General features: G+C 55.5%; 19 protein-coding genes. 11 read left to right on the top strand and 8 right to left on the bottom strand.

Translation table 11 applies throughout. The features are described 5' to 3' along the window. Positions 1-56: 56 nt before the first annotated feature. Together FOY96_RS11445 and FOY96_RS11440 are read left to right on the top strand one after the other, a co-directional pair. On the top strand, positions 57-1,424 hold the full coding sequence (locus FOY96_RS11445) for an MFS transporter (RefSeq protein ID WP_143347083.1): 1,368 nt from the start codon (positions 57-59) through the stop codon (positions 1,422-1,424). 219 nt (positions 1,425-1,643) lie between these two features. Beyond that, positions 1,644-3,107 (top strand): mannitol dehydrogenase family protein, encoded by a 1,464-nt coding sequence (locus FOY96_RS11440; RefSeq protein ID WP_143347082.1) that lies wholly within the window; start codon positions 1,644-1,646, stop codon positions 3,105-3,107. Positions 3,108-3,150: 43 nt separating this feature from the next. Here the strand turns inward: FOY96_RS11440 and ydfZ are convergent, their stop codons facing one another. Next, the gene (gene ydfZ, locus FOY96_RS11435; RefSeq protein ID WP_014883679.1) at positions 3,151-3,354 is read right to left on the bottom strand and encodes a putative selenium delivery protein YdfZ; all 204 of its coding nucleotides are present in this window, start codon (positions 3,352-3,354) and stop codon (positions 3,151-3,153) included. Between the two features lie 288 nt (positions 3,355-3,642). Between ydfZ and FOY96_RS11430 the strand changes: the two genes are divergently transcribed. Further along, positions 3,643-4,074: a universal stress protein gene (locus FOY96_RS11430; protein ID WP_033145406.1), complete on the top strand. Its 432-nt coding sequence runs from the start codon at positions 3,643-3,645 to the stop codon at positions 4,072-4,074. A 33-nt stretch (positions 4,075-4,107) separates the two neighbouring features. Here FOY96_RS11430 and FOY96_RS11425 read toward each other — a convergent pair whose 3' ends face one another. Together FOY96_RS11425 and ydfG are read right to left on the bottom strand one after the other, a co-directional pair. Next, on the bottom strand, positions 4,108-4,794 hold the full coding sequence (locus FOY96_RS11425) for a GntR family transcriptional regulator (RefSeq protein ID WP_023311557.1): 687 nt from the start codon (positions 4,792-4,794) through the stop codon (positions 4,108-4,110). A 91-nt stretch (positions 4,795-4,885) separates the two neighbouring features. Continuing rightward, complete coding sequence (gene ydfG / locus FOY96_RS11420; protein WP_023292548.1) at positions 4,886-5,632, bottom strand: bifunctional NADP-dependent 3-hydroxy acid dehydrogenase/3-hydroxypropionate dehydrogenase YdfG; 747 nt, start codon at positions 5,630-5,632, stop codon at positions 4,886-4,888. A 142-nt stretch (positions 5,633-5,774) separates the two neighbouring features. Here ydfG and dcp point away from each other — a divergent pair, with 142 nt between their 5' ends. After that, positions 5,775-7,808 carry a peptidyl-dipeptidase Dcp gene (gene dcp, locus FOY96_RS11415; RefSeq protein ID WP_143347081.1) on the top strand — a complete coding sequence of 678 codons (2,034 nt, stop codon included), beginning with the start codon at positions 5,775-5,777 and terminating at the stop codon, positions 7,806-7,808. Positions 7,809-8,126: 318 nt separating this feature from the next. Beyond that, complete coding sequence (locus FOY96_RS11410; protein WP_143347080.1) at positions 8,127-10,709, top strand: bifunctional diguanylate cyclase/phosphodiesterase; 2,583 nt, start codon at positions 8,127-8,129, stop codon at positions 10,707-10,709. A gap of 100 nt (positions 10,710-10,809) precedes the next feature. Here the strand turns inward: FOY96_RS11410 and uspF are convergent, their stop codons facing one another. Together uspF and FOY96_RS11400 are read right to left on the bottom strand one after the other, a co-directional pair. Beyond that, positions 10,810-11,244, bottom strand: coding sequence for a universal stress protein UspF (gene uspF / locus FOY96_RS11405; protein ID WP_143347079.1), 435 nt, complete (start codon positions 11,242-11,244; stop codon positions 10,810-10,812). Between the two features lie 244 nt (positions 11,245-11,488). Next, entirely contained in the window at positions 11,489-12,160 is a 672-nt protein-coding gene (locus FOY96_RS11400; RefSeq protein WP_033145409.1) for an MgtC family protein, read from the bottom strand. Between the two features lie 457 nt (positions 12,161-12,617). Between FOY96_RS11400 and FOY96_RS11395 the strand changes: the two genes are divergently transcribed. Next, entirely contained in the window at positions 12,618-13,826 is a 1,209-nt protein-coding gene (locus FOY96_RS11395; protein ID WP_047061728.1) for an MFS transporter, read from the top strand. Positions 13,827-13,845: 19 nt separating this feature from the next. Here FOY96_RS11395 and FOY96_RS11390 read toward each other — a convergent pair whose 3' ends face one another. Further along, complete coding sequence (locus FOY96_RS11390; RefSeq protein WP_033145411.1) at positions 13,846-14,835, bottom strand: 2-hydroxyacid dehydrogenase; 990 nt, start codon at positions 14,833-14,835, stop codon at positions 13,846-13,848. Between the two features lie 326 nt (positions 14,836-15,161). Here FOY96_RS11390 and FOY96_RS11385 point away from each other — a divergent pair, with 326 nt between their 5' ends. The 4 genes from FOY96_RS11385 to FOY96_RS11370 all read left to right on the top strand — a co-directional run bounded on the left by FOY96_RS11385 (position 15,162) and on the right by FOY96_RS11370 (position 18,765). Further along, a complete protein-coding gene (locus tag FOY96_RS11385) occupies positions 15,162-15,485 on the top strand; it encodes a hypothetical protein (RefSeq protein WP_094935210.1) in 324 nt (107 codons plus the stop codon). 127 nt (positions 15,486-15,612) lie between these two features. After that, a complete protein-coding gene (locus FOY96_RS11380; RefSeq protein WP_143347078.1) occupies positions 15,613-18,252 on the top strand; it encodes a YdbH family protein in 2,640 nt (879 codons plus the stop codon). Beyond that, on the top strand, positions 18,249-18,440 hold the full coding sequence (locus FOY96_RS11375) for a YnbE family lipoprotein (RefSeq protein WP_014169918.1): 192 nt from the start codon (positions 18,249-18,251) through the stop codon (positions 18,438-18,440). The genes FOY96_RS11380 and FOY96_RS11375 overlap by 4 nt, the downstream gene beginning before the upstream one ends. Positions 18,441-18,447: 7 nt before the next feature. Then, the gene (locus tag FOY96_RS11370) at positions 18,448-18,765 is read left to right on the top strand and encodes a YdbL family probable chaperone protein (RefSeq protein ID WP_023311566.1); all 318 of its coding nucleotides are present in this window, start codon (positions 18,448-18,450) and stop codon (positions 18,763-18,765) included. On the opposite strand, the gene feaR is transcribed toward FOY96_RS11370, so the two are convergent. Then, positions 18,766-19,674, bottom strand: coding sequence for a transcriptional regulator FeaR (gene feaR / locus FOY96_RS11365; protein ID WP_033145415.1), 909 nt, complete (start codon positions 19,672-19,674; stop codon positions 18,766-18,768). A gap of 241 nt (positions 19,675-19,915) precedes the next feature. Here feaR and FOY96_RS11360 point away from each other — a divergent pair, with 241 nt between their 5' ends. Next, the gene (locus tag FOY96_RS11360) at positions 19,916-21,415 is read left to right on the top strand and encodes an aldehyde dehydrogenase family protein (RefSeq protein WP_039262650.1); all 1,500 of its coding nucleotides are present in this window, start codon (positions 19,916-19,918) and stop codon (positions 21,413-21,415) included. A 137-nt stretch (positions 21,416-21,552) separates the two neighbouring features. Here FOY96_RS11360 and FOY96_RS11355 read toward each other — a convergent pair whose 3' ends face one another. Then, positions 21,553-22,659 (bottom strand): GGDEF domain-containing protein, encoded by a 1,107-nt coding sequence (locus tag FOY96_RS11355; RefSeq protein ID WP_058840684.1) that lies wholly within the window; start codon positions 22,657-22,659, stop codon positions 21,553-21,555. Between the last annotated feature and the right edge of the window lie 18 nt (positions 22,660-22,677).

The following is a 22,677-nucleotide window of genomic DNA, read 5'->3' as shown; positions in this document are numbered from 1 at the left end:
AGCCTGCGCAGACAGGCTCTATGTGGTACGCATCTTACCCTTCAGAGATAGCCATTATGACGCAAGCACAACCTCAAAGAACTACCTCCGATCTGGTGAAAGCCGCCGTTTCCGGCTGGCTGGGCACCGCCCTGGAGTTTATGGACTTTCAGCTTTACTCGCTGGGGGCTGCCCTGGTCTTTCACGAGATCTTCTTCCCGGAACAGTCAGCCGCGATGGCGCTGATCCTCGCGATGGGGACCTACGGCGCAGGCTATATCGCACGCATTGTCGGCGCCTTTATCTTTGGCAGAATGGGCGACAGCATTGGTCGTAAGAAGGTGCTGTTTATCACCATCACCATGATGGGGATCTGCACCACGCTGATTGGCGTCCTGCCGACCTACGCGCAGATCGGGATTTTTGCTCCCGTTCTGCTGGTGACGCTGCGTATCATCCAGGGCCTGGGGGCCGGGGCTGAGATCTCCGGGGCCGGGACCATGCTGGCGGAGTACGCGCCGAAAGGCAAACGCGGCATTATCTCCTCGCTGGTGGCGATGGGCACTAACTGCGGGACGCTGAGCGCCACGGCGATCTGGGCGGTGATGTTCTTTGCCCTCGACCGTGAAGAGCTAATTGCCTGGGGCTGGCGCGTGCCGTTCCTCGCCAGCGTCGTGGTGATGATTTTCGCCATCTGGCTGCGAATGAACCTGAAAGAGAGCCCGGTCTTTGAGAAAGTGAACGATGCCCAAACCGTACAGCCGGACACCTCGCTGGGTTCAATGGTGAAAAGTAAATCCTTCTGGCTTGCGACCGGGCTGCGTTTCGGTCAGGCGGGCAACTCGGGGCTGATCCAGACGTTCCTCGCCGGGTATCTGGTCCAGACGCTGCTGTTCGATAAAGCCATCCCGACCGATGCGCTGATGATAAGCTCCATTCTCGGGTTTATCTCCATTCCGCTGCTGGGCTGGCTTTCCGATAAAGTAGGGCGCCGTCTGCCGTACATTATCCTCAATATCTCCGCCATTCTTCTCGCCTACCCAATGCTGTCGATCATCGTCGATAAGAGCTATGCGCCGGGGACGATTATGCTCTCCATCATCGTTATCCATAACTTCGCCGTGCTGGGGCTGTTTGCGCTGGAAAATATCACCATGGCGGAGATGTTTGGCTCGCGAAATCGCTTTACCCGCATGGCTATCTCGAAAGAGGCGGGCGGTTTGGTGGCGGTGGGCTTTGGTCCGGTACTGGCGGGGATCTTCTGCAACATGACCGGCTCATGGTGGCCGATCGTCGCCATGCTGGTGGCTTATTCCGTGATTGGGCTGGTCTCGGCGTTCCTGATGCCGGAAGTGCGCGACCGTGATTTGAGCGCGGCGCACGACGCAGCGGAGTCCGCGCCAGAGGAGAGCTTGGGTTACGGCGCGGTCTCCTCGCGACGCTAATGGTTTATAACTTACGTGACCTGTCACATAACTTTATCTTTATGTCACACCACATGAGCAAAAGTTAATATAAATCAAAATCTCAAACGGCAGTATCAGTATGGTTGATGGCAGTTATTTTTTTACCCCAACTGCCATTCTAGTTGGTGTAGTCAGCAGGCGCTGCCGCTTCAGAGGAGCGGCAGCGGTCCACGACTTTCTAATTAACGAGTCTTAATCATGGAAAACACCTTATTACAGGCCAACGCGACGCTGCCTCAGTACGATCGCGACAGCCTTCAACCACGCATTGTTCATCTGGGTTTTGGCGCCTTTCACCGGGCGCACCAGGCGGTGTACGCCGACATTCTCGCCGCCGGGCACGGCAGCGACTGGGGCTACTGTGAGGTTAACCTGATTGGCGGCGAGCAGCAGATTGCCGATCTGAACGCGCAGGATAACCTCTACACCGTGGCGGAGATGTCTGCCGATGCATGGACATCCCGCGTAGTTGGCGTGGTTAAAAAAGCGCTGCATGCGCAGGTTGACGGGCTGGAAAGCGTGCTGGCGGCGATGTGCGAACCGCAGGTGGCGATTGTCTCGCTGACCATCACCGAGAAAGGGTACTGCCATTCACCGGCGACAGGACAACTGATGCTCGATCACCCGTTTATCGTCGCCGACCTGCAAAACCCGCACCAGCCGAAATCCGCGCCGGGCGTGGTGGTGGAAGCGCTGGCGCGTCGCAAAGCGGCGGGTCTGCCCGCGTTTAGCGTGATGTCCTGCGACAACATGCCGGAGAACGGACACGTGATGCGCAATGTGACCTGCGCGTACGCCCGGGCCGTAGACGGCGAGCTGGCGGACTGGATCGAGGCTAACGTCACCTTCCCGTCAACCATGGTGGATCGTATCGTGCCGGCGGTCACGCCCGATACGCTGGATAAAATTGAGCAGCTGACCGGCGTGCGTGACCCGGCGGCAGTCGCCTGTGAACCGTTTCGCCAGTGGGTGATCGAAGATAACTTTGTGGCAGGACGTCCAGAGTGGGAAAAGGCCGGAGCCGAGCTGGTGTCAGACGTGATCCCGTTTGAAGAGATGAAGCTGCGCATGCTCAACGGCAGCCACTCGTTCCTGGCGTACCTGGGCTATCTGGCCGGCTACCCGCATATCAACGACTGTATGGAAGACGAGAACTACCGCCTCGCCGCGCACGCGCTGATGCTTAACGAGCAGGCGCCCACGCTGAAAGTGAAGGGCGTTGATTTAGGCCGCTATGCCGATCTCCTGATTGCCCGCTACAGCAACCCGGCCCTGCGCCATCGGACATGGCAAATCGCGATGGACGGCAGCCAGAAGCTCCCGCAGCGTATGCTGGACTCCGTGCGCTGGCACCTGGTGCACCAGACGCCTTTCCCGCTGCTGGCGCTGGGGGTGGCTGGCTGGATGCGTTATGTCGGCGGCATTGACGAGCAGGGTAACGCCATCGACGTGAGCGATCCGCAGCTGGCGGTGATTCAGGCGGCGGTGAACGAAAGTGCGGAAGGCGAAAGCCGGGTCAATGCGCTGCTCGGCATTGAGGCCATCTTTGGTAACGAGTTACCGCAGGAGCCGCGCTTTGTGGCTGCGGTGATGGCCGCGTACCGGTCGTTGCTGCAACAGGGCGCGAAAGCGACCGTCGCGCAGTACGCGTCTCAACGGTAGTTCAGCACATGCCGCCGTGCGCGGCGGCATGGCTGCGCACAGCTTAGTGCATCCCCAGGCGAATCAGCTCAATCGGTTCGAACTTACCTTCGCATCCTTCCACTTCAACCGTTTTGCTGCGGCGCACCTGCGCGGCATCCAGCCCGTCGCTGTGGATCGCTTTAATCACGCCAGTTTTGCCCGTGCCGCTAATCATGACGCGGCTGCCGGTGGTGATTGCATTGCGGTTACGGTCGTATGTCATCATGGTATTTTCTCCTCTCTAACCTGTTCGTTACGGCGCTATTTCGGGTTATGCCGTTCACGGGGCATATAAATACGCCTGTCCGCGCTTCATGTTTTTGTTTTTGATCAAACTCACACTTTTTTCTTTATTTCGTCGGGCGCTGACGGTTCAGGACGGTAATTTACAAAGTGGACCGTTATTTTCATTAATTGATAGTTTCGACAGGGAAGCGTTGAGGGTTGGTTTATATTCCTGATGTCATCCTGTGTGCAGGAAATAACCCTTTCATCGGAATAAGGAGTCAGGCTTATGTATAAGAACATTTTGATGCCTGTAGACGTGTTTGAAATGGATTTGAGCGACAAAGCGGTTCGCCACGCGGCAAGCCTTGCGAAGGCTGAGGGCGCGTCGATTACCCTGGTCAATATTCTGCCTGCCAGCAGCCGGTCTCTGCTGCGCGGTTTCAACGCCGATATAAAAAAGTTTGAAGAGTATATGACCGCAGAATCCGGGAAGAAAATGAACGAGTTAAAAAGACTGTTCGATATTGCCCCTGAGAATATTCACAGCATGGTGCGTTTTGGCAACGTCCGGGATGAAATTATCAAGCTGAGCAAGGAGGGGAAATATGATGCGATTGTCATCGGGTCGAAAAATCCGAGCATCTCCACGCATCTGCTGGGTTCAAATGCGGAATCTATTCTGCGCTACGCCACGATCCCGGTGTTAGTCGTTCGCTAATCACCTCGCCGCACCCGAAAGGGGCGGCGCATATTACTCTTCGCTAAACCACTCGCTATTTTCCTGACGAATAAGCTGCACGGATTCGCTAATTTCCTGCAGATGCAGCGTCATCGCTTTTTCCACACCGTCCGGGTCGCGTTTTTCCAGCGCGCTGAAAATATCATGATGCTGTCGGAGCAGCATTTCCGGCGGGGAGACGTGATCGAGGCTCATATAGCGCACGCGGTCAATGGTGGCCTTGATGTTCTCGATGGTGTCCCAGGCCAGCTGACAATCCGCGATCTGCGCCAGCTTCTGGTGGAATTCATCGTCAAGCTGGAAGAAATCATTGAGCTGCTTACGGTCAATCGCAATACGCTGCTGGTGCAGGTTCTGCTCCAGCTGGTAACACTGGTTGTCGTTGATAAGCGTTGCGGCACGGCGCGCCACCGCGCATTCAATGGCCTGGCGAACGAAACAGCCGTTGCGTACCTGAGAGAGTGAAATTTTGTTCACGTAGCTGCCGCGCTGCGGGCGGATCTGAATCAGTCCGTTCTCAGCAAGCTTAATAAACGCTTCACGTACCGGCTGACGGGAAACGTCAAAACGCACAGACACCTCTTTTTCAGAAAGCGGCGTTCCCGGTGGGATCAGGCAATGGACAATATCACGTCGCAAAATGCGATAGATTTGCTGGTTAACGGGCTGGGTGGGATTGAGTTGCGATTCAGCGGCCATGAGTTGTCATTTCTCAGAGAGTTAGCCTGAACATACTACCATTCTTTTATAACCCGAAACAGACCCGGCCCGCAGGCCGGGAAGGGCAGATTTAGCCACGATGGACGCTAAGTCCGGCAAAACTCTGGCTGACGGGCATCATTTCCACGGTATTGATGTTGACGTGTTTTGGCAGCGTTGCCACCCACCAGACCGTTTCGGTCACATCTTCCGGCGTCAGCGCGTTAGCATTTTCGTAGGTTTTATCCGCTTTCGCGTCATCGCCTTTGAAACGCACGTTGGAAAACTCGGTGCCGCCCACCAGGCCCGGCTCGATATCGGTAACGCGAATGGCGGTGCCGTGCAGGTCGGTACGCAGGTTAAGGCTGAACTGGCGCACAAACGCCTTCGTTGCGCCATAGACGTTGCCGCCCGCGTAAGGCCAGCTTCCGGCGGTGGAGCCAATGTTGATAATGTGGCCGCGGTTGCGCTCGACCATGCCCGGCAGCACCGCGCGGGTCATATAGACCAGCCCTTTGTTGTTGGTGTCGATCATGTTTTCCCAGTCTTCAACGCTGGCTTTGTGGGCGGGCTCCATGCCCAGCGCCAGACCGGCATTGTTGACCAGAACGTCGATGGCGCGCCACTCGGCGGGCAGGTTGGCAATCATCTCTTCAATGGCCGCGCGGTTACGCACGTCCAGCTGCGCGGTCAGGATGCTGTCGCCTAATTCGTCCTTCAGCTCCTGCAGGCGCTCCTGACGACGGCCCGTGGCAATAACCTTGTGCCCGTTGGCGACGAAGCGACGCGTGATGCTTTCACCAAAACCTGCCGTTGCCCCGGTAACTAAAATAATCATCTCACTGTTCCTCAACGCTTTTTGTGTTGTACTAACATAGCACGGCCGCAGAGGGTGCGTTAAGGCAACATTTGTATGACGGCGTTGCAGGGGATGGCGGCCTGGCCTACTCTGGGAGGATACCCGTACTCAGGAGCGAAAGATGACGGCCACGAACCCCTTTTTTGACATCAGCCTGCTGCCTTACCAGGCCCCCCATTTTGATGAAATCAACGATAGCCACTATCGCCCGGCCTTTGATGAAGCGCTTCGCCAGAAGCGGGCGGACGTAGACGCCATTGTGTCTCAAACCGCTGCGCCGGACTTCACCAACACCGTGCTGGCGCTGGAGAAAAGCGGCGCTTTGCTCTCGCGCGTCAGCAGCGTGTTCTTCGCTATGACCTCCGCACACACCAATGCGTATCTGCAGGAGCTTGAGGAGCAGTTCTCCACCGAGCTTGCCGCGCTGGCAAACGACATCTGGCTGAATGACACCCTTTTCGCCCGCGTGGAGAGCGTCTGGCAGGACCGTGCCGCGCTGGACGCCGAATCCCGCCGGCTGGTCGAGGAGACGTATCAGCGGTTTATTCTGGCCGGCGCGCGTCTCAATGAAACGGAAAAAGCCGAGCTGAAGGCGCTGAATACCGAGGCGGCGACCCTGACCAGCCAGTTCAATCAGCGTCTGCTGGCTGCCGATAAGACGGGTGGGCTGGTGGTGGATTACGCGCACCAGCTTGATGGGCTCAGCGCCAGCGAGATCGCCGACGCGGCGCAGGCTGCCGCGGAGCGAGGGTTAAACGACCGCTGGCTGATCCCGCTTCTGAACACGACTCAGCAGCCCGCGCTTTCCGCACTGCGCAATCGTCAGACCCGCGAAAACCTGTTCAACGCAGGCTGGACGCGCACCCAGAAAGGGGATGAAAACGACACTCGCGAGCTGATCCTCCGCCTTACGGCGCTGCGCGCCCGGCAGGCCCGCCTGCTGGGATTTGACGATTACGCCAGCTGGAGTATCGCCGACCAGATGGCGAAAACCCCGGACGCCGCGCTGGAATTTATGCGCGGCATTGTGCCCGCCGCCCGCGCCCGGGCAGAGCGCGAGCAGGCCGATATTCAGAAAGTGATTGATGACGAGCAGGGCGGTTTCACCGCGCAGGCCTGGGACTGGGCCTTTTATGCCGAGCGCGTGCGTCAGGCAAAATATGCCCTCGATGAATCGCAAATCAAACCCTATTTTGCGCTCAATACCGTATTGCACGATGGCGTATTCTGGGCCGCAAGCCAGCTGTTTGGCATCCGCTTTGTGGAGCGCTTCGATATTCCGGTGTATCACCCGGACGTCCGCGTCTGGGAAATTTTCGACCACACCGGTGAGGGCATGGCGCTGTTTTACGGCGACTTTTTTGCCCGCGATTCCAAGCAGGGCGGGGCCTGGATGGGGAATTTCGTCGAGCAATCCTTCGAGCTTGCCGCCCGTCCGGTGATCTACAACGTCTGTAATTACCAAAAACCGGCTAACGGCGGCGTCGCGCTTCTCTCCTGGGATGACGTGATCACCCTGTTCCACGAGTTTGGCCATACGCTGCACGGTCTGTTTGCCAGCCAGCGTTTCGCCACGCTCTCCGGGACCAATACGCCGCGCGATTTCGTTGAATTCCCGTCGCAGATCAACGAACACTGGGCCAGCCATCCACAGGTATTTACCCACTACGCCCGCCATTACGAAACCGGTGAACCGATGCCGGACGCGCTGCGGGAAAGCATGCTCAACGCGACCCATTTCAACAAGGGTTATGACATGACGGAGCTGCTGGCTGCCGCGCTGCTGGACATGAACTGGCACGGGATTAGCGAAGCCGTTTCGAGCGTAGACGCGTTTGAAGCGGCAGCACTGAAAAAAGAGGGGCTGGATCTGCCCGCCGTACCGCCGCGCTATCGCAGCAGCTATTTTGCCCATATTTTCGGCGGCGGCTACGCGGCGGGATATTACGCCTACCTGTGGACGCAAATGCTGGCGGACGATGGCTATCAGTGGTTTGTCGAACAGGGCGGTCTGACTCGTGAAAACGGACAAAAATTCCGCGAGGCGATTTTGTCCCGTGGTAACAGCACGGATCTGGCAGAACTTTATCGGCAGTGGCGCGGGCACGATCCGAAGATTGAACCGATGCTGGAAAATCGCGGGTTGAGCGAATAGAGCCAGTCTCGTCAGAAAAAAGAACCGGGCTTTACGCCCGGTTTTTTATAGTCTCCAACGTGCTTGTAACGTCTTCTGCAAAAACAGTTTTAATATGTTTTCTTTATAAATAAAACAGGTGAGATTAAAACTTACTTCGAACAGTATATTTAATTAGCCAAGATTAGGCTTTAAATGAATTAATGGTTAATAGTTTGTTCTGGATTGTAAAAATAAAAACCTTTAGCTTCGGATTTTTAGCTATAAATTTTTGTTATTTTGTGCCGATAAATGAAAGTGGCATAAAAATCGACGCAGTAGCAGTTAAGAAGGCGAAAGATGACCCTACCTCTGAACAATCCGGGCTTCACGGATACCGAGCCTTCTAAAGGCCTGATAAATAAAACCTTTACCTATATTGTAACGTTGTTGATAAGTATTTTTATTGCGGCAATAATTTCCCTGCTAATAATAAAAGGTAATGTGAATGAAATCAGCGACAAGCACGATGAATTTTTGTTAAGGAAAGCCCTGGAGACCCGCCAGGAGAGCATGCGAAGTCATTTGAAAGATAATGCCGAGTGGGGAGATGCCTACAAACATCTTCATCTGAACAATGACGTTCACTGGGCGTGGGATAAGCAGAACCTGGGTAAGTCCCTGTATGACAACTTTGGCTACGAAGGGGTGTTTGTTCTCTCTCCGGAAGGGAGTACGCGATACAGTGTCGTTGACGGGAAACTGAAGCTGCAGGAGCTGGAGAGCTGGTTAGACAAATCAACCAAAGACCGTTTACTCCATGAGTTGAGTATAAAAAAGGGAGTGCCGGTTTCTGTGCTAGCGCTTATCGATTCCGTGCCGGCCATTGTTTCTGCGCAATGGATAACGACGGGCGATGATGCGAGCGTGCAAACCATGCCCGGAAAACCGTCGACAATGGTGTTTATAGACAAGTTAACGGCTAAAAAACTCCTCACGATTGGGCAGGATGACGGCATCCAGAACGTTCGTACTTCACCTGATACAGCCACTTCTCAAATAAATAATCAGACGGAATTTACCTTAAGCACCCAAAATGGGGATGTGCAAATTATCTGGGACGGTGAAAATCCCGGCCAGGCGTTAATAATTTATTTTTTGCCATTGCTCATTCTTTCCGTCGTTCTGACGGTATCGATGACGGTGATATTGATGCGCCATATTATGCACAAGGCGAGAATGCTTGACGAAAATACGTTTCTCCTTGAGCAGGCGCGGTTGAATCTTATTACGAGTGAAAAACGATTCCGGGACGTCAGTGAAACAACCAGCGACTGGTTCTGGGAAACAGATTTATCGTTAAGGATAACGTGGCTATCGGGTCGTTTCTCTACAATAACGGGATATGAAAATAGCAAATGGATAGGCCGCAGGTTGGATGAACTCTTTCCGGCGACAGGCGAATTATCACATGACTGCGCCGGGCAGCGGGATTTAACCGAACGCTTTGAATTTAAAAACTGTCCTTATACTCACGCGCAAAAAAACACGTCATATTGCACGCTTCTGGCAAAGTTTTCTGCTCAGCCTGATGGAACGGTGGTGTTGCGAGGCGCGGCAACCGACGTCTCTCAGGAAGTTGAAGCAACAAAACGCGTGGAGTTCCTGTCACGCCATGATGAATTAACCGGTCTGCCGAACCGGTATCATATTAAGGAATTTTTGGCTGGCCAGTTGGCGAAAGAAGACCTCAACCGTTATCCGTTTGCCATGATTTGCCTTGATTTAGACAAGTTTAAACCCGTCAATGATATTTTCGGGCACTCCACCGGCGATGCCCTGCTTGGCGAGGTCGCTTCACGTCTTAAAAATTGCGTTCGTCGGGGTGATTTTGTCGCACGGCAGGGAGGGGATGAATTTATGCTTCTCCTCGGCAACACCAGCCAGCAAGACCAGATTGAGGAGGTGTGTCGTCGTATCGTGCACGAACTTAACCGTCCTTTCGCCATTGAGGGCAATGATGTGGCGATAGGCGTAAGCATGGGCATTGCGCTGGCTCCCCGGGATAGCAGCAGCGCAAACGATCTTCTACGCTACGCGGATATTGCGCTGTATCAGGCGAAACAATCCGGCAGAAACCGATGGGTCTATTATCGCCCGGATATGTCGGAAAAGTTGACTGAACGCAGGAAACTGGAATTAGAACTCAAGACCGCGATTCGCGAAGAACAGCTCTACCTGGTTTACCAGCCGCGTTATAACCTCCGGTATTCTAAAATTGAGGCCGTCGAAGCGCTGGTGCGCTGGCAGCACCCGGCTCGGGGGACCATAATGCCCGATCAGTTTATCCCGCTGGCAGAAGAAACCGGGCTGATTATTAGCCTGAGCAACTGGGTCATACGCAAAGCCTGTGCGGAGACGAAAGATAAATTGCCGGGATTATCGGTCTCCGTCAATATTTCTGCTATCGAATTCCAGGCAAGCGATCTTGCCGAAAGAATAAAAGAGATCCTTCACGAAACGGGGCTTGAACCCAACCGGCTGGAAATTGAAGTGACTGAAAACGTTACGCTTTCCGACCCGGAAAAAACCTTGCAGACCATGAAGTCTCTCAAAAGAATGGGCGTCCGCATTCTGATTGACGATTTCGGTACCGGCTATGCCTCTCTGAGCTATCTGCGGAAGTTTCAGTTTGACGGGCTTAAGCTCGACAAGAGCTTTATTTTTACCCTCGGTGACTCGCCGCAGAACCAGTCAGTCGTGGAGAAAATTATCGACCTGGGCAAAGCCTATTCCATGGCGGTAACCGCAGAAGGGGTGGAGACCGTCGAACAGCTGTCTTTTCTGAAAAAAAATAAATGTGATGAAGTTCAGGGCTACCTGCTTGGAAAACCGGCCGCCATTACGGACTTAAATTTAAACGCCAACAGAGTCAATCTCTAAATCGCGCTTTCACTCAGGGCAGCGTAAATGAAAAACCGGGCTTCTCGCCCGGTTTTTGTTATCCGCTCTCCGTTCGTATCCAGAGCGTAAACGCCGCTTTCTATCTTACGACCAGGACAGGGCATTTCGCATGCCGAACCACTGCCGCAGCGTTCGAACCCAACAGATACGTCGATATGTCAGGTTTGTGGGAAGCGATGATAATCAGGTCGACATCGATCGTGTCAGCGAGCTTAAGGATTTGATCTTTTGGAGATCCCGTCACGGCGTGAGTCTGTACCTTGTCTGGAGGAATTTTGAATTGCTTAACGATTTCATCCAGCTTCGCTAAGGCCGCGTGCTGGAACTCTTTCAGCTTCGGCATTTCTACCGAATAGGCCAGGCCTAATGATGAATAATACGGAAGCGATGGAATGACGGTAAGAAAGTGTACTTTAGCTGTGTTAAGTGCTGTATGTGCCTGAACGAAAGGGATAACCATGTGCGTCAGGCTATCCTCCGAAATGTCAATTGGAACCAAAATTGAGTTATACATTTGTCCCTCCTGAGTGTTTTTCACACAATTCAGGGTAGACCGTTAATTTCAGGAAAACAGAGAGCAAGCTGTCATAACGGGGACAAATTTCGGTTATGTGATAGGCGTACAGTCGAACCTGCCCTGATCTCGTCAACGTGGCGTGACAACGAACAGGGGCATTCGGGGATGAATCTCTCCGCGTCACGGTCCGTTTTCTGCAAAACGCCAAAGCCTCAACCGGGCGCAAGGCCCGGTACCTTGTTCATATTGCGTGACAGCTGACGGACGCGATAATTTTATTTCCGCCCATATTCCCCATAATCAGATCGAGTAATTTTCGGTATTCCTCCCGGGTCATCACCTCCGCCCGAATTTCGGTTTTACCTTCTGCTTGCGCCGTAGCGGAATAAATCGCTTTCAGACTTAACGTCAACTCTTTCGCCATATTTACAACGCTCTGCCGCACCGCATCTTCATGCTCATCATTGCAGGTGATTTTAAGGACATAGCATTTTTCGCCTTCATGGAGCACGGGCAGTTGATTAATTCGCTGCGCGGCTTCGCGAAGCAATATGTTAGCGCAGAGAATAATTAGGCTGGCCATAGCGGCATTCCAGAACTGGCCTAATCCGCACAGTACGCCAATTCCGGCCGAGCACCACAGCGTTGCGGCGGTGTTCAAACCACGAATATTCATTCCTTCACGCATAATGACGCCAGCGCCAAGAAAGCCGATTCCTGAGACGATCTGCGCTGCGATACGCCCCGGGCTATCAGGAGAAGTCGATACCGAACTTAAAATGAACACTGCCGCACCCGTGGCAACCAGTGCATTGGTACGAAGTCCGGCCATACGCTGGCGCCACTGTCTTTCCGCGCCAATAATTGCGCCCAGCAGCATCGCTGCGAGCAGATGAGAGATATAAGGGAACATCAGCCTGTCGCCTGTTAACGTTATTAAATAATAAGCGTCAGTGCTTTGCTAAGCACATCATAACGCCGTTTAAATGCTAAACGTGTCAGGACGACGGTGGCGGAAAGAGTGAATGTGTAAACATGAACATGCGATGCCCCACAAATTGAGTGGTTCTTACTGTGTCGGGATACAATCGCTTAAAGAGGATTGCTGCCCACCGTTTCAGGTAAGCAGCGAGAAAATCGCGCTAGCTTACCTTCGTATCAACAATAAAATAACTTTCCAACGAAGGACTCCTGTGAAAATTTATTGCCAGTATAGTCAGGGTCGATAATGAGTAAAGCGAAAAAACAGCCTCCGTTATGAATTGTTTAAGTTCGCAAGGCATATTTTTTAAGACGTCATCTGATTTTAAAAAATACCCGCTATACTACATTTCCTTTTTTACAGGCGATAACAGACAAAGGCAGGAAGTATGTCTCTTCGTTCGCTGCGGGCATTATGCCTGACAAGTTTTTTCATCGCGGATGTCCGCGATGGCCTCGGTCCTTTTCTCGGTATTTTTCTGACCGAACGCCACTGGGCTCCCGATGATATCGGCATCCTGATGACGGCCGGTGGGCTGGCGGGACTACTGGCCACGCTGCCGGCGGGATTCATCACCGACACCTCACGCAGCAAGCGGACCGTGCTGGCGCTGGTGTGCCTGCTTATCACTCTTAGCACGCTGCTGCTCTGGTTTAGCCAGCAGAGCGCTGTTGTCGCCGTTTCGCAAATTGTCTCCGGCATCTGTGCGGCATTTGTCGGGCCGCTGATCGCCGGGATTACCCTGGGGCTGACCGGCCAGAGCGGGTTCAGCGCGCAGATGGGCAAAAATGAGGCGTTCAATCACGGCGGCAACTTTGTTACCGCACTGATTGCAGGGGGCATTGCGTGGTACTGGGGCGTCGGCGGGATTTTCCTGCTGATGACCTGTACCACGCTGTTAACGCTCTGTGCGCTGCTTGCCATTCGCAACGGGGATATCGATAACGACGCGGCGAGGGGGCTCTCTTCTTCAGCGAGCCTGCCGGTTCCCGGCTTTGCCGTGCTGATTAAAAACCGGGCGCTGTTTGTGACCGGACTGACGCTGCTGCTGTTTCACCTGGCGAACGCCGCGCTGTTGCCGATGCTGAGCATGAGGGTGGCCGCCGCGCCCGCCTCGATCAACCCCGGTTTGTACGCGGCGGGCACCGTTATCATCTCTCAGGCCGTGATGATCCCCGTCGCCATCTGGGTCGCCCACCGAATAGACCGCTACGGCTACTGGCGCTTGATTATGCTGGCGCTGCTGGTGATGCCGGTGCGCGCCGCGCTGGCGGCGTCGACGGACGCGCCGCTCATGATGATCCCGGTACAAATTCTCGACGGGCTCGCCGCAGGGATCCTGGGCGTCGCGGTGCCGTCGTTTATCGTGGTGCTGTTGCGCGGGAGCGGGCACGTCAATGCGGGGCAGAGTGTGGTGATGCTGATGCAGGGGGTTGGGGCATCCATGAGCCCGGCGTTAACCGGCACGATTGCCGGTCATTACTCATTTGCCACGGCATTCAGCGTCCTGAGCGCGATTGCGCTGGTGGCCGTTCTGCTGTGGTGGTGCTTTGCGCACCGGACCTGGGAAACAGACAGTACGCCGGGTGGGGCATAGCCGCCACCCGGCGTCACGCTTACGCCAGTTCATTAGGGCACGCTTCGCCCTTTTCAAGCTGCTGCAGGTTACCCAGCGTGGTTTCTGAAATGCTGATCAGCGCTTCGGCAGTCAGAAACGCCTGGTGTCCGGTAAACAGCACGTTATGACAGGCTGACAGGCGGCGGAACACGTCGTCCTGGATCACATCATTCGACTTGTCTTCAAAGAACAGATCGCGTTCGTTCTCGTACACGTCCATTCCCAGCGCGCCAATTTTCTGGGTTTTCAGCGCTTCGATAGCGGCCTGAGAGTCAACGAGCCCGCCGCGGCTGGTGTTGATGATCATCACGCCATCTTTCATCTGGTCAAACGCCGCCTGGTTAAGCAGGTGGTAGTTCTCCGGCGTCAGCGGGCAGTGCAGGGAGATCACGTCAGACTGGGAGAACAGGGTCTGCAGGTCGACGTATTCCACGCCCAGCTCCAGCGCAGCGGCGCTCGGGTACGGATCGAACGCCAGCAGACGCATGCCGAAGCCTTTCAGAATGCGCAGGGCGGCGACGCCAATTTTACCGGTGCCGATCACGCCCGCGGTTTTGCCGTACATGGTAAAGCCGGTCAGCCCTTCCAGAGAGAAGTTGGCATCACGGGTGCGCTGATAAGCGCGGTGAATACGACGGTTGAGCGACATCATCATGCCAATTGCATGTTCCGCGACCGCTTCCGGGGAGTACGCCGGGACGCGCACCACCCTCAGACCCAGCTCTTTCGCCGCGTCGAGGTCCACGTTATTAAAGCCCGCGCAGCGCAGGGCGATATATTTCACGCCCTGTTTTTTCAACTCTTCCAGCACCGGACGACTGCCGTCGTCGTTAACAAAAATGCAGACGCCTTCACAGCCGTGCGCCGTTTTGGCGGTTTTTTCGGACAGCAGAAAGTCGAAAAATTCAAGCTCAAACCCGTAAGCCTCGTTAACATGTTGCAGATACTTTTTGTCGTACTGCTTTGTGCTATATACCGCGAGTTTCATAAGACTTTCTCCAGTGATTTTGCATTCACGTTAGCATGATTAAAATTATCTTACAATTTCTAAAATATTATTGAATTCAATAAGTTCTATCAATTATTCTAGAGCATATGTACACCCTAACTCCATGATATTCTTACTACGAGAAATCTTCGGCGCGGATCTGAACAGGGCATGTAGCGGATAATGGAGTGGGTAGAGGATGTGAGAAACGCCTGTCTGGATTAGGTTAAAGAATGGCAAGAGGGCATGAAAACTGCAATGCCTACGTATGAGATGGAAAGATATTAGGAACCAGGTGAGTTTCTGACAAATATGGAGAATGATGCATGTCGCAACAATTGGAGTTGTCCTTATCTCCGCCGATGCTGCCCGCCTTGTACTATTTTGTTGTATCTATTGCGGTTTTATTCTTACTGTTGATGGGGAAACTCAAGGTCGACAGGCTGCGTAAATATCCTCTGTTCATTGCCTATACGCTATTTGTGATAGCCATCGCAGCCATTCAAATTAACGTTTTTGCCAACGGCTATGAGTTTGTTAGCGGTTTTTTACATATTGATTTTGATCCCTGGCGGTACGACTCGGTGTATTGGGGGTCATTGATATTCGCCATGCTTTACCTGCTGGCAATGCCACGGAACAGGCCCTAGTTTCGCAACTTAACGTTACAGCATCTATCCTTAAACCTGGCTTTGACTTCAACTGACCAGCTAAACATGCGACAATGATCGGCACTGCCGGCTTAATTCTTTCGCTAAATCAGGATATTAACTGCCCATGAAGGGTAAATACAAAGCCGCTCTTGCGCTTTTACTGCTGTTCATATTGTTGCCGCTGACGCTGCTGATGACGCTCGCCCAATGGGTACCGACGCTCGCCGGGATTTGGCTGCCCGTCGGGACGCGCATCGCTTTCGAAGAAAGTCCGAAACTTACCCGCCACGCGCTGGTGATCCCCGATCTTCGCTATCTGGTTGAAGACTGCGAAATTGCCCGCATCGATAACGTGACGCTGTCACATCCGAGCCGCTGGAAGCTGGATATCGGCGCGCTGGATCTTAACTCCGTCTGTCTGAGCAAAATTCCCCAGTCTGCGCCCTCAACGGTCGCTCCCAAAACGCTGGCACAGTGGCAGGCGGTATTACCCAATACCTGGATCACGGTTCACCGTCTGACGCTGTCGCCCTGGCAGCAGTGGCAGGGCGAGCTGCATGCGTCGCTGACGCCGTCCATTCAGGAGATCGCCTATAAAGGCGAGCAGGTCAGCATTAAAGGCACGCTTCGCGGTCAGACGCTCTCGGTCAGCCAGTTCGATGTCCAGCTCCCGGACCAGCCGCAGCCGATTAAGCTGGTGGGCGAGTTTACCTTGCCGCTGGTGCCGGATGGCGTGCCGGTGAAGGGCCACGCGGTCGCGAGCTTTAACGTGCCACAGTTGACGTCTCTGGTCGATGCCGATCTGGACTGGGAAGACAATCAGGGACAGCTGGTGGTGATGGCGCGGGACAACCCCGATCCGCTGCTTGACCTGCCGTGGCAGATCACCGCGCAGCAGCTGAACATCAGCGACGGGCGCTGGAACTGGGATCTCTCGGGTATGCCGCTGAGCGGGCGGGTGTCCCTTCGCGCCGACAACTGGCAGCAGGGGCTGGATAACACCACCCTGACCGGACGGCTGAATGTGCTTACCCAGGGTGACGCGGGGAAAGGCAACGCGGTACTGAACATTGGGCCCGGCAGGCTCAGCATGGAAAACAGCGACATGCCCCTGCATCTGAGCGGTGAAGCGAAGCAAAACGATCTCATTCTTTACGCAAAATTGCCCGCCACGCTGACCGGCAGCCTGTATGAACCGCAGCTGGCCTTTGAGCCGGGCGCGCTGCTCCGCTCGCGCGGGCGCATCATTGACTCACTCGATATCGATGAAATTCGCTGGCCGCTGGCGGGCGTGAAGCTGACGCAGAAGGGCGTGGACGGTCGTTTACAGGCGATTCTGCGCGCCCATGAAAACGAGATGGGCGATTTTGAACTCCATCTGGACGGCCAAGCCAACGACTTTTTACCTGATAACGGCCTGTGGCAGTGGCGCTACTGGGGGAAAGGCGGTTTTACGCCGATGCATGCCCGCTGGGATGTCGCCGGGAAAGGCGAGTGGCGCGATAACCTTATTGAGCTGACGGCGCTCTCCACCGGTTTTGACAAGCTCCAGTACGGTACGATGGAGGTCAGCAAGCCGCGTCTCGTGCTGGATCAACCGGTGCGCTGGCTGCGTGACCCCGAAAAACCGGCCTTCAGCGGCGCGCTGTCGCTCAACGCCGGGCAAACCCGTTTCTCCGGCGGCAGCGCGTTGCCGCCCTCGGTCCTGACCTTCAGCGTCGACGGCACCGACCCGACCATTTTTCAGTTCAAGGGCGACCTCCATACGGACAAAATCGGCCCGGTACAGGTGAACGGACGCTGGGATGGCGTGCGCCTTCGCGGGCAGGCCTGGTGGCCAAAACAGTCGCTCACCGTCTTCCAGCCGCTGATCCCGCCGGACTGGAAAATGACGCTGCGCGACGGGGAGCTTTACGCGCAGGTCGCCTTCTCGGCGGCGGCCGATCAGGGCTTTGAGGCCGGTGGGCACGGCGTGCTGAAATCCGGCAGCGCCTGGATGCCGGATAACCAGATTAACGGCGTCGATTTTGTGCTGCCGTTCCGCTTCAGCGAGGGTACCTGGTCTCTCGGCACGCGCGGTCCGGTCACGTTGCGCATTGGCGAAGTGGAAAACCTGGTGACCGCGCGCAACATTACCGCCGATCTACAGGGGGATTATCCGTGGACGGAGGACAATCCGCTGCTCCTCACCAACGTGAAGGTGGAAACCCTCGGCGGGAAGATCACCATGCAGCAGCTGCGGATGCCGCAGCACGATCCGGCCCTGCTGCGCGTGGACAATATCTCTTCGAGCGAGCTGATTAGCGCCGTTAATCCGAAACAGTTTGCCATGTCAGGGCCGGTGAGCGGGGCGCTGCCGTTCTGGCTGGACAATGAAAAATGGATCATTAAAGATGGCTGGCTGACCAACCCGGGGCCAATGACGCTGCGCATCGACAAAGATACGGCCGACGCCATCGTGAAAGATAATATGGTGGCGGGCGCCGCGATTAACTGGCTCCGCTATATGGAAATTTCGCGTTCGTGGACGAGAATCAATTTAGATAATCTGGGTGAATTAACCATGCAGGCGACCATCAAGGGGACCAGCCGGGTGGATGGCAAAAGCAGCTCCGTCAACCTGAACTATACCCATGATGAGAATGTCTTTACCCTCTGGCGCAGCCTGCGCTTTGGGGACAACCTGCAAACCTGGTTTGAGCAACATGCGGCGATACCTGCTCCCCGCAGTTTGACTGGCAAGGAAAGTGAGGAACAACAATGAAAAAGATGGCTGGTGTGCTCACCGTTGCCGTTGCCGCGCTACTGACCGGCTGTACGCCGCGCATTGAAGTCGCTGCGCCAAAGGAGCCGATTACGATCAATATGAATGTCAAAATCGAACATGAGATCCACATTAAGGTCGATAAAGACGTTGAAACCCTGCTGAAATCGCGCAGCGATCTGTTCTGAGGATGCCATGAAACGATTAGCTCTCATTTTACTGGCGCTGGGGATGAACGTGCAGGCGGCTGCGCTGACCTTAAACGATGCCCGGGCGCAGGGGCGCGTGGGGGAAACCCTCAGCGGCTATCTTGCCCCGATTCAACAGGACGCGGAAACGCTGGCGCTGGTCAATCGTATCAATGCGGCGCGCGCGGAAAACTACCAGAAGCTGGCCGACAGCAATAATTTGCCGGTTGATGAAGTGGCTAAAATGGCCGGTCAGAAACTGGTTGCCCGCGCGCAGCCGGGCGAATACGTGAAGGGCATTAACGGAAAATGGCTCAAAAAGTAGTTAGCGGTAGCGCCTGCGGTATTCACCCGGCGAGACGCCAAAACGCTGCTTAAACGCCGTTGAAAAATGGCTATGGTCGGTGAACCCCCAGCTGTAGCCAATGCCCGCCAGCTTTTCATCATCACCGGTAGATTGCAGTGCCTGCGCGCAGAGATCCAGACGACGGTTTTTGATGTACTGCGCCACCACCAGCCCCTTCTCGGCAAACATGCGGTAAAGGCTGCGCACGGACATACCGCTCTCGGCGGCAATCCATTCCGGGCGCAGCGATTCAGACTGAATATGATCGTCAATCAGCGCCACCACATGCTGGAACTGGCGCTCCTTGCGCGGCTGAATGATTTCACGCTGCTGGAAAGCGGGGCGCAGCAGGCAGATCATCGCCTCGAGCGCCGCTTCGCTCTCCCGGTCACTCAGGTCGGCATTGCTCATGCTCTCCATCAGCAGGCGATGGCTCAGCTGTACCGTGGGCAAGGTGCGGGAAAGGGCGGTCGCGCAGCTTATCTCCTGGAAACGACACTGCTGCTCAATAATCTGACGAGGAACCAGCAGCGAAATCTGGCGGGATTTTTCCCGCCAGTTGATCGAGCAGGGACGTGACGCGTCAATCAGCGTGATATCACCGGTTCTGAGCAGCGCGCGACGGTCATCCTGCTCAATTTCCGCGCTGCCTTCGAGCTGGAACACGGTATAGAACCAGGCATCATTACTCTGAGCGATCTCCTGACGGGAGCGGAACAGGTTGACGCCGCCTGCGGTCACGGTGCTGAGCTTCAGGCTGCGCGCATAGCTGGTCTCCAGCTCGCCGAAGAATTTCCCCCCGGTGGGCTGCGCGTTAAAACGCCCGCAAACCTGGTTAATTTGCGCCAGCCACTGCTGATACTGTTCCTGCTCGCTTGCACACGCCATCGTTTCTCTCACTGCACCGTCAACGTTTTCGCATTGTTGCATTTGTGTTGCATTTTGTCAGAGCTATGAGGCTGACTATAGGAAAGAACACTCACCGGTAACAGCGATATAAGCGGCAATTATCGCGATTTGCGGAGCCTGTCACAGGTGGCAAAGCGAATGTCACAGAGACAAAAGCGCGAACGCAAAACCCCACTTAGACTGGATGGACACCCTGCGAAGAATAACGAAGGAGTATCCTATGTCTGAATCACAGGTGGCCATTCAGCCTGCCGTACAACAATTTTTAGACCGACAGCATGGCCTGTGGATTGAAGGGCGTCAGGCCGCGTCGGACAGTGAAAAACGGCTGAACGTCTTCAACCCGGCCACGGGCGAGGTCATTGCCTCGACTGCCGATGCCAGCGTCGATGACGTTGATCGTGCCGTCATGTCCGGCTGGCGCGCGTTTGTCGCCCGCAGCTGGGCCGGAAAACTGCCGGCGGAGCGCGAGCGGATCCTGCTTCATTTCGCCGATCTGGTCGAACAGCACAGCGAGGAGCTGGCCCAGCTTGAAACGCTGGAGCAGGGCAAATCCATCAACATTTCCCGCATGTTTGAAGTCGGCTGCACCCTGAACTGGATGCGCTATACCGCCGGGCTGACCACCAAAATTTCGGGTAAGACTCTCGACCTTTCCATCCCGCTGCCGCAGGGCGCCCGCTATCAGGCGTGGACGCGTAAGGAGCCGGTTGGCGTGGTGGCCGGGATTGTGCCCTGGAACTTCCCGCTGATGATCGGGATGTGGAAAGTGATGCCTGCGCTTGCCGCGGGCTGCTCTATTGTCATCAAGCCGTCAGAGACCACGCCGCTGACCATGCTGCGCGTGGCGGAACTGGCAAGCGAAGCGGGCATTCCGGACGGAGTGTTCAACGTGGTGACCGGGAGCGGCGCGGTGTGCGGCGCAGCGCTGACCTCGCATCCGCATATTGCAAAGGTGAGCTTTACCGGCTCAACGGCGACGGGTAAGCAAATTGCCCGCACGGCGGCGGACACGCTAACAGGGGTGACTCTGGAGCTGGGCGGGAAAAACCCGGCCATCGTACTAAAAGACGCAGACCCGGCGTGGGTGATCGAAGGCCTGATGACCGGCAGCTTCCTGAACCAGGGGCAGGTGTGCGCGGCGAGCTCGCGCATCTATATTGAAGCGCCGCTGTTTGACACGCTGGTCAGCGGGTTTGAGCAGGCGGTGAAATCCCTGAGCGTCGGGCCGGGCATGTCGCCGGAGGCGTTTATCAACCCGCTGGTGTCGCGCGCGCACTGCGACAAGGTGCAGACCTTCCTTGATGAAGCGAAGTCGCGCAACGCGGAGCTGATCGTCGGTAACCGGGGGCCGGAAGGCAAAGGCTATTACGTTTCGCCTACGCTGGTGGTGAACCCGGATGCCTCACTGCGCCTGACCCGTGAAGAGGTGTTTGGCCCGGTGGTCAACCTGGTGCGCGTCGCCGACGGAGAAGAGGCGCTCCAGCTGGCAAACGACAGCGAGTATGGCCTGACGGCCAGCGTCTGGACGCAGAATATCAGCAAGGCGCTGGAATATACCGACCGGCTGCAGGCGGGCACCGTCTGGGTGAACAGCCATACGCTGATTGACGCCAACCTGCCGTTCGGCGGCATGAAGCAGTCCGGCACCGGACGTGACTTTGGTCCGGACTGGCTGGACGGCTGGTGTGAAACCAAATCGGTGTGCGTGCGCTACTAGTAAAAGCAAAAGGCAACCTGGAGGTTGCCTTTTTTGTGTTTGTTCCCTCTCCCGTGGGAGAGGGTCAGGGTGAGGGCATCAGGCTGCACCGGGCGAATTTTGTAGGTCGGGTAAGCCGTAGCCGCCACCCGACATGTTTACAGCGACCACCGATCCCGCCCGGCCTCTTTCGCCCGATACAGCGCCGCATCGGCGCGGGCGATGATCTCGGTGCCTGCTAACCCCTCCGCCATGCTCGCAATCCCCATGCTCACGGTGACACGATCGCTAACGGTTGACGCACTGTGCGGTATAGCTTCTGTACGCAGGCCGTCCTGAATGCGTAAGGCCACCTTTTCCGCAATGTTTTCCGGACAGTTAAACAGGATCACCACGAACTCCTCGCCGCCGTAGCGTGACACCACATCGTCAGGCGTGCGCACCGACTGCTTTAGCACCCGCGCCACGCGGGTCAGGCAGTCGTCACCCGCCTGGTGCCCGTAGGTGTCGTTGTAGCGTTTGAAATAGTCGATATCCAGCATAATCACCGAGAAGGTTTTTTTCTGCTCAACCGCGTTCTCCAGCACCACTTCCATTTTCCGGCGATTGGCGGTTTTGGTTAATGGATCCTGATGCGCCAGCGCATCCAGCCTGGAGATCAATAGCTGATTTTGCTGGTTACGTCGCCAGGCCTCGTCAAACCAGCTCAGCAGGATGAAACGTCCGCAAATCAGGATCAGCGTAAAGACGCTCCAGATAACAATGAAGTGAAGGTTGAGGCCATCGTTCCGTATCCAGCTTGCTACCGGCAGGGTGATCCAGAGCGGGAGCACAAAGGCGAGTAGCCCTTCAGGATAAAAATAGAGCGCCGTTAAGCCGGCGAGTAATAAAATGACGCACAGCGGCCAGACGTGCGGGAGCAGCAGCTGGGTGATAAACCAGAAGCAGGAGACCGACCAGATGGCGCTGCAGATAAACAACACCACGCTGATGCCGGCGATGCGCCGCCAGGCCATCAGGATCAGCGCGGCGGAGAGGATGATAATGCCGAGCATGGAGGCATCAACTATTCTCGTCAGCTGCGGCGAATGGGGATACAGGGGATCGCTGGTATTAAGCAAAACGTGTCGCAGCAGAATCATCACCGCGAAGCTGATATTCACGAAGGCCAGCCACGGCAGGTTCATCGCCAGCCCGTGCATAACCATAGCATGGCGCGTTGGCCAGGTTGCCCGTTCAAGTGTCGGTTTTTTTCTTTTTTCCATTGACGCTTTTTACCCTTT

Origin of the sequence: Enterobacter asburiae (assembly GCF_007035645.1) — a bacterium.
GTDB lineage: Bacteria > Pseudomonadota > Gammaproteobacteria > Enterobacterales > Enterobacteriaceae > Enterobacter > Enterobacter asburiae_B.
This window is presented reverse-complemented; position numbering and strand designations above follow the sequence as displayed.